This is a genomic window from Mycobacterium sp. (genome assembly GCF_049281135.1).
GTDB lineage: Bacteria > Actinomycetota > Actinomycetes > Mycobacteriales > Mycobacteriaceae > Mycobacterium.
This window is the reverse complement of the sequence record NZ_JBAPRN010000161.1, coordinates 1-12,078: the sequence shown is the minus strand read 5'-3', so window position 1 is coordinate 12,078 and position 12,078 is coordinate 1. Positions and strand designations below refer to the sequence as shown.

Genomic DNA, 12,078 nt, shown 5'->3' with positions numbered 1-12,078 from the left:
GCGGCGGGGGGGGGTCAGGGCTCCTAGCAACACACCGATGACGCCGGTCCCTGCGGCCGGACCCAGCAGAAGATCCCCGCTCTGCGCTGAATCCAGCCGCGGCCACCTCCACGCGTAACGCATCTCTCCGGTGGCCTGGCAGTTCTTGCCCGGCTCATGTAAACACACGTTCGGCTGGCACATCTCATCGAATGGTTCGTCATGGGTTAATGCGAGCTTTTGGTAGAGAAAGCCTTGGTCGTCGTCTGGAGTACCGGTATCGATGACGATGTTGAGGATGTCCTCGCCGCCGACGGTGGCGACCCCGAACGTTTGCCCCCGAACATGTTCCAGCGGGAATCGCGGACTCAAGAACAAGCTGGGAAAGTACTGCTCCCGCTCGATGTAGTCGCGGTCGACCACTGTCGTGTAAACGGCGACCGCTTCCGATTGCGGTCGATGCGGAAATGGCACTGACACATCGAGATGACGGTCCTCACGGTGGTGAAGAGGAATGTCGGGCCCCACGCTGTCATCGCTGAAGGCATACAACGAGACATCGCGCACCGCCTGGGTGAATCCGTGATCCTCGACCACGATGGACAGCGATTCGGTGACGATCCACGAGATCGGCCACACCAAGGTCCGCGTGTACCCGGAGTTGTCCGTACCGTCTCCCCACGTACCCGAGATGCGGACAGACTTGCCGACCAGTTCGCCCAGTATTTCGCTCGCCCATGGCTCCTTGCGGTAAGGGGCTGGCGGTGTGACGCGACACTCGATCATGTTGAGCAGATTGGCGTCGCCGGTTGCGTTGACTAGGAGCGGGTCCGTGGCGCTTTCCGGCATGACCATGATGTGCCAGTCATCGCCGAATTCGTATGGCGGATGAGGAGTATCGTTCCAGCAGCTAATGACATGGCCCTTCAGCGTGACGGGATCAGTCCGCGATACAAATACGCCCATCGGTGGCCTCCTGCCAGGTGGTGGCGCCCCTTCGGGCGCTCACGATCACCTACCGCAGACTCACCGTCACACGCTGAGGCGCTGCGGAGTCCAGTAGTCCACCACTGCAATTCCGCTGCCACCTTCATGCCGTGTATGGACAACGCGCCTACGGCAACCTGCGAGATCATGTTTATCGACCGCTGTAATACTCAACAATCGAATACGCCATCGGCACCATCGCGGCAGCGGCGTACAGCGCGGGCAGCTGCCCTCGCCGGCCCGGTCTAGTCGGACTCGGACAGGCCGGCTTCAGCCAGCTCAGCGGAAGTCGGCAACCGCAACGCGACCAACCCGGCGAACGTGTCCTGGTCGATTTCCACCCGATTGACGGTCACATGGACCGGTACCCACCCGCCGTCGTTGCCCGGCATCTGGAGCACCCTGCTGGTGGCACCGGCGGCGAACTCCGTGGTCATCGCCGCCATCGTCTCCGCATCACTGGGATGCATCCGCGGGGCATCGGCCGAGATGCGGCGCCAGTCGTAGAACGGACATGGCTCGTCGAGCCATTTCAGCAGCGTCCAGCTGTGCGGATCGAACAACGCGCGGTGCACTCCGGGCTGGGCCAGCCCGGACAGGATCTGCTGGGCCAGCCGATCCGATGACGTGGACCGCTCGGCGGGTTCGGCCCGCCAGTTCATTCCCCGCGAGATCATGTGGTCGCGGCCGTGGACGCCCGGCTCCAAGGCATTGCGGGCGACGAAGCCGACCCGGATGTGGTTACCTTGCCAATCGGTGCCGTCCCAGGTGTCGCAGACGGTGTGGCCCGGTTCAAACCGGACCGCCGCCGCGAGCGCCCGGCCTTCATTCGGCTTGAGGTCACCCGACGGCCAGCATTCCGCGAACGCGCGCTCCTCAGGATCCTCGAGCTCGACATTCCTGCCCATGTTGGTCAGCGATTCCGCGGTATCGGTGGCGACCCCGAGGGTCATGTCCCATTTCAGCGGGCCCGGAATCGGTCGCTCAGGCGGATCGTCCCCGGCCGGCCCGCTCCAGACGTGCATTCCGTGGATCCGGCCGTCGGACATCACCACAGGTTCGGTCCGGATCACCCGGTCGTTCTTCGGGGTAAGGCTGACTAGGCTTTGGCCGGTTTGCAGCGACTCGGCGATTGCTGACTGGATGGCGGCGCGACGAGGATTACGCCGTAAAAACGACGTTATTGGAACGAGGTTGCGTAATTGCCGGCCCATTGCGACGACGGCCGGTTCTTCACCGAGTGTTTCCACCAGTAACCAGTCGTTCGTCATAACCCGCTATTTTAGCGGCCGGACCGTGCCGATAACCCGTTGCCTCCCTGTCGAATCCGCGTGGTTTTCACTGTGATCAACCTGAGTGTGCTGTGACACGCGCGCCGCTGACTTGCACGCGTCGCCCGCCGACAGGTATTTTGCTGCTGCATCCAGTGCTGATTGTGAACGGCTTGCGTTGTCCAACCGTTCTACGCGTGAGTGTTGCCGGCATGGGCGTGCATCTTCAGCAGCGGGGAAAGCGCTTTCGCCGCCGCTGCTGTGAGACAAAGCCATATGGAAGTCGACCGTTTCGAGGGGTCGGTCGTCATCCGTATGTCTGGGTCTCTTCAGCCAGCGCGGTGAGTACCAAGCGCAGCACCCGTACCGCTCCCGCCTTATCCAGCGGATCGTTTCCGTTACCGCATTTGGGCGATTGCACACACGATGGGCACCCGGCGGGGCATTCGCAGGCCTCGATCGCGGCCATGGTGGCGCCCAGCCAGATACTGGCCTGGCGGAAGCCCTGTTCGGCGAAACCCGCTCCGCCCGGATACCCGTCGTATACGAAGACGCTTGGCAGGCCATCGAATTCAGGGCCCACCGCGGTGGATAACCCGCCGATGTCGCCTCGGTCGCAACTTGCCACCAGAGGTAGCAGCCCGATTGCCGCGTGTTCGGCCGCATGCAGTGATCCCGGTACTTGCAACGGATCGATTCCACTGCGGTGCAACGCTTCTGGCGTGATGGTGTACATCACCGCGGTGGTGTCCAGGGTGTGCGGCGGCATATCGAGCTCGATGAAGTCGATGACCTCGCCGGTCAGGCGCCGACGTAAATAGCCGACGATCCGATTGGTCACGCTCACCGGCACCAGGCCCAGGGTGACCGATCCGAAAACGTGGCGCTCGCCCGCTCCGGTCACTGCGATGTCAGTGAGTTCGCGTGCGAACGTGGCATATCCGGGATCCTCGCTGTGAACGAACGCCAGGCCCTCGTCGAAGTCCAACGAGTCGACGACATAGCTCTCGCCCTGATGCAGATACACCGCGCCGGGGTGCACCGAGGCTGCCGCCTGGCCCGCACCGGCCGTTCCCAGCAGCCGTCCGGTATCGCCCTCCACGATAACGATCTGCCCACCCGTTGGGCCTCGAATGTCCACTGCGGGATGGGGATCGACGCCCGGCGCCGGGTAGTACTTGCCGGATCGCCGTCGCAGCAGCCCGTCGTCGACCAGCCGATCGGCGACATCCTGAGCGCCCAGTGCGCGAACCTCGGCCCCATCGATCGGTAATTCGGTTGCAGCACAGAGCAATTGCGGGCCGAGGATGTATGGATTGGTCGGGTCGATCACTACCCGCTCGATCGGCTTGTCGAGCAGCGCAGCTGGATTGTGCACCAGATAGGTGTCCAGTGGGTCGTCGCGGGCGACCAGCACCACCAGTGCGCCCTGCCCGCGTCGGCCGGATCGCCCGGCCTGCTGCCAAAACGACGTGACGGTGCCGGGAAAGCCGGCCAGCACCACCGCATCGAGTCCCGCGATGTCGATGCCGAGTTCCAGCGCGTTGGTGGTGGCCAGACCCCGCAGCCGACCGTCGAGCAGCGCCTGCTCGAGTGCATTGCGGTCCTCGGGGAGATAACCCGCCCGATACGACGCCACCGTCTCGGTCAGCTGGGGAGCGATGTCCTCCAACCGCGCACGGGTTGCCAGCGCGGTGAGTTCGGCGCCGCGGCGTGATCGGACGAAGGTCAGGGTGCGCGCCCCCTCGGCGATCAAGTCGGCCATCACCCGTGCCGCCTCGCTGCCGGCAGACCGCCGCACCGGAGCGCCGTTTTCGCCCGTCAGGTCGGCACGCAACGCCGGCTCCCACAGCGCGATCGTCCGGGCGCCTTGCGGCGACGCGTCTTCGGCGATCTCCTCGACCGGCTGGCCGATGAGTTCGGTGGCCGTCGCACCCGGTGCCGCCGTCGTAGCGCTGGCGAAGATCACCGTCGGTGTTACCGCCGGATCAACGGAATAGCGCGCGCACAATCGCAGCAGCCGGCGCAAAACCATCGCAACGTTCGAGCCGAAAACCCCGCGATAGTAATGACATTCGTCGACAACAACGAACCGCAGGTTGCGCAGAAATACCGCCCAGCGAGCGTGGTTTCGCAGCAGCGCCAGGTGGACCATATCGGGGTTGGAGAACACCCACCGGGAACGTTCGCGTGCGAGGCGGCGGACCTCGGCCGGGCTGTCGCCGTCGTAGGCCGTCGGCGCGACGTCTCCCAGCCGTGAGACCGTCGCAGTCAGCGTGTGTGCGGCCCGCAGTTGGTCGTGGCCAAGAGCTTTCGTCGGCGAGATGTAGAGAGCGCGCGCCCGCGGATCGGTCGCCAGCGTATTGAGGATGGGCAGTTGGTAGGCCAGCGATTTACCGGATGCCGTGCCGGTGCTGATCACAACGTGGCGACCGGCGTGAGCCAGGTTCGCCGCCTGAACCTGGTGTGCCCATGGCGAACTGATGCCGCGGTCGGTGAATGCGCGAAGCACGTCAGGCTCGACCCAGGTCGGCCAAGGCCGTTGGCTGCCAAGTCGTGCCGGCAGTTCGGCGACATGACGCAGCGGATGCTCGCCCGCCGCGGTGCCGGCGACCGCGGCGGCGAGCAACTCGCTGCCGAATGTCACCACGGTTTTTGTGCCTCCTGATCCGAACTGACCACCCGAAATTGCCGCCGATAGCCCGGCTGCGGCCAGGCGTTTCGGTGTCGCACCTGAATTGTTTACCTCGTGGTAGCTGAATTGATCACCTGAGGCTGTCGCTCGGGCGATGAACGTGATTGACTGTTTGCGGTCGCAGCTTCTGTGTTCGTGTCAAACTTTCGCAGGATCGACGTTGCGACCGCGGTTCCTGCGAGGTTGTAGGTCGGGTGAAGTTCCGGCGACTCAGCAAGGTCTAGCGGTCGGAACGGGCCCGGAGCATCGAGGTGATGCTCCGCACCCGAGTAGTAAAGGAAATATCGAGAAATGCCACAGGGAACTGTGAAGTGGTTCAACGCGGAAAAGGGATTCGGCTTCATTGCCCCCGAAGACGGTTCGGCCGACGTGTTCGTCCACTACACGGAGATCCAGGGTAGCGGCTTCCGTACCCTTGAAGAGAACCAGCGCGTCGAGTTCGAGGTCGGCCAGAGCCCGAAGGGCCCCCAGGCCACCGGCGTCCGCGCCGTCTGAGCAGCTGTTAACGACAACCCCCCGCACGGTCGGTGAATCACCGGGTTCGTTCGGGGGGTTTTCGCTGCTTGCCCACCCTGGTTCGGCGGCGCTCCGCGCGCATTGGCGTGCATCGTGGTCGAGGCGCTTACTGTCGTTGACGTGAGCCAGCTTTCCTTCTTCTCGGCTGAGTCGGTGCCCCCTGCGGTCAGCGATCTCACCGGGGTGCTGGCGGCCGCGGGCCAGATTGTGACGGTCGGCGGTGGGGCCCGGCTGTCGGTGGTCGTCGACCAGATCTGGCGGGCGCAGGCGCTGGGCCAGATGATCGACGAGGCCGGTCTGACGGCCGAAATCACGGTCACCGACGAGAACACGCCATTGGTACGGACCGCCGTCGACGCCGGCTTGCGCCCGATCGCCGCCGAATGGACCCGCGGTGCGGTGAAGACCGTGCCGCCGCTCTGGCTGCCCGGGCCGCGCGAGCTGCGGGCCTGGATATTGGCCGCCGGCGTCCCGGAAGCCGACCGTTATCTCCTGGGTCTGGATCCGCACGCGCCGGACACGCACTCGCCGCTGGCGTCGGCGCTGATGCGAGTTGGCATTGCGCCGACCCTGATCGGCACTCGCGGAGCCCGGCCCGCGCTGCGAATCAGCGGCCGCCGCCGGCTATCGCGCCTGGTAGAGAACGTTGGGGAACCCCCTGAGGTCGCCGACGCGTTGCCCTTCTGGCCGCACGTCTAGCTGAAAAAGAGCGGCCTTAAAAAGGGCTGAGCACGGGGGGTCGGTTTGCGTCGGCTCATCGCGAATGCCACATTGTCAGTTGTCTACCGGGCCCAAGGGCGCCGCAGACACGACGCTGGCCGGTCGCGGAACATCTCCCCGCGGGGCCGGCCAGGGGCAAGAAGTAAAGGGAAGCGAGCGTAATCAGAGGTGGCTGAAGGCGACCGTGCTAGCCACGGGAATGGCGCCACGCGGCGACTCGTCATTGTCGAGTCGCCGACCAAGGCGCGTAAATTAGCCGGCTACCTGGGCTCCAACTACATCGTCGAGTCCTCCCGCGGCCACATCCGCGACCTGCCGCGGGCGGCGGCCGACGTGCCCGCGAAGTACAAGTCGCAGCCCTGGGCCCGGCTCGGGGTGAACGTCGACGAGGACTTCGAGCCGCTCTACATCATCAGCCCGGACAAGAAGAGCACGGTCACCGAGCTCAAGGGCTTGCTCAAAGACGTCGACGAGCTTTATCTGGCTACGGATGGTGATCGCGAGGGCGAGGCGATCGCCTGGCATCTTCTGGAGACCCTCAAACCGCGCATTCCGATCAAACGGATGGTGTTCCACGAGATCACCGAGCAGGCGATCCTGGAAGCCGCCGAGAACCCGCGCGACCTGGACATCGATCTGGTCGACGCCCAGGAAACCCGGCGCATCCTGGACCGGCTGTACGGCTACGAGGTCAGCCCGGTGCTGTGGAAGAAGGTGGCGCCCAAGCTCTCCGCGGGCCGGGTCCAGTCGGTGGCCACCCGCATCATCGTGCAGCGCGAACGAGACCGGATGGCGTTTCGCAGCGCCGCCTACTGGGACGTGGTGGCCGAACTCGACGCCAGCGTGTCCGACCCCAACGCGCAGCCGCCGAGGTTCACGGCCCGACTGACCACCGTCGACGGTCTGCGGGTTGCGACCGGACGCGACTTCGACTCCCTCGGCGCGATACGCAAGGCCGACGAAGTGACCGTGCTCGACGAGGTCAGTGCCGGATCGCTGGCCGCCGGCCTGCGCGGATCGCAGCTGACCGTCGGCTCCGTCGAGGAGAAGCCCTACACCCGTCGCCCGTATCCGCCGTTCATGACGTCGACGCTGCAGCAGGAAGCCGGCCGCAAGCTGCGGTTCTCCGCCGAGCGCACGATGAGCATCGCCCAGCGGCTGTACGAGAACGGCTACATCACCTACATGCGTACCGACTCGACCACGCTGTCGCAGTCGGCGATCAACGCGGCCCGCACGCAGGCCCGTCAGCTCTACGGCGAGGAGTACGTCTACCCGTCGGCACGTCAGTACACCCGCAAGGTGAAGAACGCCCAGGAAGCTCACGAGGCGATCCGGCCGGCGGGGGAAACCTTCGCCACCCCCGACGGAGTACGGCGCGAGCTCGACGGCGACGAGTTCCGGCTCTACGAGCTGATCTGGCAGCGCACGGTCGCCTCGCAGATGGCTGACGCTCGCGGCACCACGCTCAGCCTGCGGATCAACGGTGAATCCGACGGTCGTCAGGTGCAGTTCTCAGCCAGCGGCCGCACGATCACGTTCGCCGGATTCCTGAAGGCCTACGTCGAGACCGTCGATGACCAGGCCGGTGGCGAAGCCGACGACGCCGAGAGCCGGCTGCCGCAGCTGACCCAGGGCCAGCGGGTGGACGCCACCGAACTCACCCCCGACGGCCACTCGACGAACCCGCCGGCCCGTTACACCGAGGCGTCGCTGATCAAGGCGCTCGAAGAGCTCGGCATCGGGCGGCCGTCGACGTACTCGTCGATCATCAAGACCATCCAGGACCGCGGCTACGTCCACAAAAAGGGCAGCGCGCTGGTGCCGTCCTGGGTCGCGTTCGCCGTCACCGGTTTGCTGGAGCAGCACTTCGGGCGTCTGGTCGACTACGGGTTCACCGCGGCCATGGAGGACGAACTCGACGCCATCGCCTCGGGCACCGAGCGACGCACCAACTGGCTGAACAACTTCTACTTCGGCGGCGACCACGGCGTGGCCGACTCGGTGGCGCGCTCCGGTGGGCTGAAAAAGCTCGTCGGCGTCAACCTCGAAGGCATCGACGCACGAGAAGTCAACTCCATCAAGCTCTTTGACGACGCAGAGGGGCGCGCGGTCAATGTGCGGGTCGGCAAGAACGGGCCGTATCTGGAGCGAATGGTGGTCGGCGACGATGGCGAACCGACGCCGCAGCGGGCCAACCTGCACGATTCGCTGACCCCCGACGAGCTGACCCTCGACGTTGCCGAAGAACTGTTCTCAACGCCACAAGAGGGACGCACACTCGGCGTCGACCCGGAGACCGGGCACGAAATCGTCGCCAAGGACGGCCGTTACGGTCCGTACGTCACCGAGGTGCTGCCCAAGCCGGACGACGACGACGGCGCCGCCGGGCAGCCGGCCAAGAAGGGCAAGAAGCCGACCGGTCCCAAGCCGCGGACCGGATCGCTGCTGCGCAGCATGGATCTGCAGACCGTGACGCTCGAGGACGCGTTGAAGCTGCTGTCGCTGCCGCGGGTGGTCGGCGTCGACCCTGACTCCAGAGAAGAGATCACCGCGCAGAACGGCCGCTACGGCCCATACCTCAAGCGTGGCACCGACTCTCGGTCATTGGCGACGGAAGACCAGATATTCGAGGTCACTCTCGAGGAGGCGCTGAAGCTCTACGCCGAGCCTAAACGACGGGGCCGACAGGGTGCCGCCGCCCCGCCGCTGCGCGAGCTGGGCACCGACCCGGCGTCGGACAAGCCGATGGTGATCAAGGACGGTCGGTTCGGCCCCTACGTCACCGACGGCGAGACCAACGCGAGCCTGCGCAAGGGCGACGACGTGCTGTCGATCACCGATGCACGCGCGTCCGAGCTGCTGGCCGATCGGCGGGCCCGCGGCCCGGTGAAGCGGACGGCCAAGAAAACCGCTAAGAAGGCACCTGCCAAGAAGACCGCCGCGAAGAAGGCCGCCAAGCGCAGCTAGCAGGGCATATTCGGCGACTCAGACCGGCTGAGAGATCTCTTAGCAAACTTTTTTCGGGTGTTTCGAAAAATAAGTGATGATTCTCAGCCAGTTCTCAGGTACAGTATTCCTACACGCGTTGTGGAACCGCCATGGCGTCACCTAGGGAGAGTCATGCGACCCGCTGTCCGATACTGCATCACCGCTGGTGTTGCGCTCGGTGGCGTCAGCATCCTGATCGCCGCCCCGTCATCGCCGCCGCTGCGCGATGTCGAGGTGCCCTCGATGCAACTCTCCAACAACTCGCATGACAACCTCGACGCGAACAGCCCCTCCGTTCTGGACTTGTTGCAGGTCATGGGTGGTTCGGAGAGCCCGGTGGTGGTTCAGAACATCACCGAGTCCGACGCCGGAGTGCTCTTGGGCGGTCAGCCGGCGAACGTGCCAGGCCTCAGTGACCTGCTGAACTTGGGCAACGACCCCGCCGTCACACCGGACCCGCAGGGCAAGTCGTTCCTCGACATCGGGCCGCTGCTGCCCGGCACCCTGAGCCCCGCGCCGGCAGTCCCGCCGCCGGCTAACCGCTGAGTTCGTCGGACACTTCCTCGGGCGCAGCAAGATTAAGCGGCCGGGCCAATTGGGTCGGCACCGTACGTCCGCGTAGCGCGACCACCTCGGCCACATCCCAGCACAGCGCTTCGGCGTCAAGCGCGCCGCTGACCGCGACCGCCGAGGCCAGCACGTGGCCATCCTCGAGCTTGGCCAGCTCGGTGAGCCGGGCCGCCTCGTTGACCGGGTCTCCGATCACGGTGTATTCGAAGCGGGCCAGCGCGCCGATATGCCCGGCGATGGCGCGACCCGACGACACCCCGATACCGAACTCCGCCGAGCCGATCACCGGAAGCAGTTCGTCGTGTAGCTCGCGGGCCGCTGCCAGTGCGCCGCCGGAGGCGTCCGGGTGCTCGATCGGTGCCCCGAAGATGGCCAGCGCGGCGTCGCCTTGGAACTTGTTGACGAAACCACCGTGCCGGCCGACCGTGTCCACCACGACCCGGAAGAACTCGTTGAGCATGCTGACCACCTCGGCGGGCGGTCGCGTCGACGCCAGCTTGGTCGAGCCGACCAGGTCGACGAACAGCACCGCGACGTCGCGCTCTTGGCCGCCCAACTCGGTGCCCCGCTCCAGCGCACGCCGCGCGACGTCTTCACCCACGTAGCGACCGAACAGGTCGCGCAGCCGTTGCCGCTCGGACAGGTCGCGGACCATGTCGTTGAAGCCGGCCTGCAGCAGGCCCAGCTCGCTGGCATCGTAGATCTGCATGTGGGCGTTGTAGTTACCGCGCTGCACCTCGCCGAGCGCCCAGCGCAGCTGCCGCAGCGGGTCGGCGATCGACATCGCCACCAGCAGCGTGCTGGCCAGCCCGATGCCCAGCGCCAGCAACGCCAGCAGCAGGATCGGGTTCAGCAGCTTCTCCGGCGGCCCGTGAAGGTACTCAGCCTTATCTGCCACCACGGTCAGCACGATCGTCAGCAGCGGTACCCCGGTGGACAGCGCCCAGGTCAGCAGCTGTCGTCCGATCACACCCGATGCCCGGATGTTCTCCGGCAACCCGCCGCGCAGCGCGGCGACGGCTACCGGGCGCAGCACTCGCTCGGACTGCAGATAGCCGATGATCGCAGTGGCGGCGGCTCCCAGTGCGGTGGCGACCGCCATCACCGGCGCGGCATGGTGGGCCACCGGCCAGCTGGCGACGATGAAGATCACGCCACCGATCAGCCAGGACGCCAGGTTGATCACCGTGCGGTGAAACGGTGTTCGCAGCGCACGGCTACGGGCCAGCGCGGTGGCGGCCGGGTCGGTGTCGGCGAGCAGACTGTCGCGGCGCTGCCACCGGAACACCGGCACCAGCAGACGGGCGCTGATCGCGGTTCCGATCAGGAACAGCACCACGATCGACGCGGTGAAGCTCGCCAGGTTGACGGCTGGCAGCTCCTGCAGTTCGATGCGGTCTTCGGGGGGCAGCCCGTAGCGCAGGAAGCCCAGCACCAACAGCGCGCCGATGATGTCGGCTTGCAGCTGGCTCAGCGTGAACACCGGCCAGGGAGTCCGCACGAACCACTGGACGAATCCACTGATCCGTCTGGGAAGTGCCCCGGCCCTAGTCACCCGCCCACCGTATCGGTCGGCGGGGACCAAAAAGTAGCCAGAACGGCAGTGTGCGGGCACTGATCGTGCGGAACAGTCAGCGGTGGCCACTACTGTTGCCGGTGATGTCGCGGGTATTCACACGGTTGGTTGGCCAGGAGTCAGTCGAGGCTGACCTGACGGCCGCCGCCGCGGCTGCCCGCGGTGACTCGACTCACAGCTCCGCGATGACGCATGCCTGGCTGATCACCGGCCCGCCCGGTTCGGGGCGCTCGGTGGCCGCGCTGTGCTTCGCCGCCGCCCTGCAATGCACGTCTGAAGGCGTACCCGGTTGCGGCGAGTGCCGGTCCTGCACGACGACGATGGCCGGCACCCACGGTGACGTGCGACGGGTCATCCCGGAGGGGCTCTCGATCGGCGTCGACGACATGCGCGCGATCGTCCAGGTCGCATCGCGCCGGCCCAGCACCGGGCGCTGGCAGATCGTCCTCGTCGAGGACGCCGACCGCCTGACCGAGGGCGCGGCGAATGCTTTGCTGAAGGTCGTCGAGGAGCCGCCGCCGTCGACGGTCTTCCTGCTCTGTGCGCCGTCGGTGGACCCCGAAGACATCGCGATCACGCTGCGGTCCCGGTGCCGGCATATCGCGCTGGTGACGCCTCAGCCGGAGGCCATCGCGCGGGTCTTGATCGACAGTGACGGGCTCCCGGCCGAGACCGCGAGCTGGGCGGCATCGGTCAGCGGCGGCCACGTGGGGCGGGCCCGACGGCTGGCCACGGATCCGGAGGCGCGTGAGCGCCGGCTGCAGGCGCTGGGG

Annotated in this window: 9 protein-coding genes; 5 read left to right on the top strand and 4 right to left on the bottom strand. The window is 66.2% G+C overall.

Annotated features, from left to right (window positions below; translation table 11 throughout):
• From WAN02_RS06585 to WAN02_RS06575, 3 genes are all read right to left on the bottom strand, one after another.
• A partial coding sequence (locus tag WAN02_RS06585; RefSeq protein WP_422263361.1) for a hypothetical protein occupies positions 1-945 on the bottom strand: 945 nt, incomplete at its 3' end.
• A 266-nt stretch (positions 946-1,211) separates the two neighbouring features.
• Positions 1,212-2,237, bottom strand: coding sequence for a PAS domain-containing protein (locus WAN02_RS06580; protein ID WP_422263360.1), 1,026 nt, complete (start codon positions 2,235-2,237; stop codon positions 1,212-1,214).
• Positions 2,238-2,544: 307 nt separating this feature from the next.
• Positions 2,545-4,887, bottom strand: coding sequence for a DEAD/DEAH box helicase (locus WAN02_RS06575; RefSeq protein ID WP_422263359.1), 2,343 nt, complete (start codon positions 4,885-4,887; stop codon positions 2,545-2,547).
• Between the two features lie 336 nt (positions 4,888-5,223).
• On the opposite strand from WAN02_RS06575, the gene WAN02_RS06570 reads away from it, so the two are divergent.
• The 4 genes from WAN02_RS06570 to WAN02_RS06555 all read left to right on the top strand — a co-directional run bounded on the left by WAN02_RS06570 (position 5,224) and on the right by WAN02_RS06555 (position 9,705).
• Positions 5,224-5,427 (top strand): cold-shock protein, encoded by a 204-nt coding sequence (locus WAN02_RS06570; RefSeq protein WP_005138711.1) that lies wholly within the window; start codon positions 5,224-5,226, stop codon positions 5,425-5,427.
• A 141-nt stretch (positions 5,428-5,568) separates the two neighbouring features.
• A complete protein-coding gene (locus WAN02_RS06565) occupies positions 5,569-6,147 on the top strand; it encodes a hypothetical protein (protein ID WP_422263358.1) in 579 nt (192 codons plus the stop codon).
• A gap of 189 nt (positions 6,148-6,336) precedes the next feature.
• The gene (gene topA / locus WAN02_RS06560) at positions 6,337-9,138 is read left to right on the top strand and encodes a type I DNA topoisomerase (RefSeq protein WP_422263357.1); all 2,802 of its coding nucleotides are present in this window, start codon (positions 6,337-6,339) and stop codon (positions 9,136-9,138) included.
• Between the two features lie 153 nt (positions 9,139-9,291).
• Positions 9,292-9,705 carry a hypothetical protein gene (locus tag WAN02_RS06555; RefSeq protein WP_422263356.1) on the top strand — a complete coding sequence of 138 codons (414 nt, stop codon included), beginning with the start codon at positions 9,292-9,294 and terminating at the stop codon, positions 9,703-9,705.
• Here WAN02_RS06555 and WAN02_RS06550 read toward each other — a convergent pair.
• Positions 9,695-11,344 carry an adenylate/guanylate cyclase domain-containing protein gene (locus WAN02_RS06550; protein WP_422263355.1) on the bottom strand — a complete coding sequence of 550 codons (1,650 nt, stop codon included), beginning with the start codon at positions 11,342-11,344 and terminating at the stop codon, positions 9,695-9,697. The two genes, WAN02_RS06555 and WAN02_RS06550, sit on opposite strands and share 11 nt — an antisense overlap.
• Positions 11,345-11,388: 44 nt before the next feature.
• Here WAN02_RS06550 and WAN02_RS06545 point away from each other — a divergent pair.
• A partial coding sequence (locus WAN02_RS06545) for a DNA polymerase III subunit delta' (RefSeq protein WP_422263354.1) occupies positions 11,389-12,078 on the top strand: 690 nt, incomplete at its 3' end.

What these genes read in the sequence shown, in the direction of transcription:
- WAN02_RS06580 (WP_422263360.1), bottom strand. Translation starts at nt 2,237, where the DNA reads ATGACGAACGACTGGTTACTGGTGGAAACACTCGGTGAAGAACCGGCC.
- WAN02_RS06570 (WP_005138711.1), top strand. Translation starts at nt 5,224, where the DNA reads ATGCCACAGGGAACTGTGAAGTGGTTCAACGCGGAAAAGGGATTCGGC.
- WAN02_RS06555 (WP_422263356.1), top strand. Translation starts at nt 9,292, where the DNA reads ATGCGACCCGCTGTCCGATACTGCATCACCGCTGGTGTTGCGCTCGGT.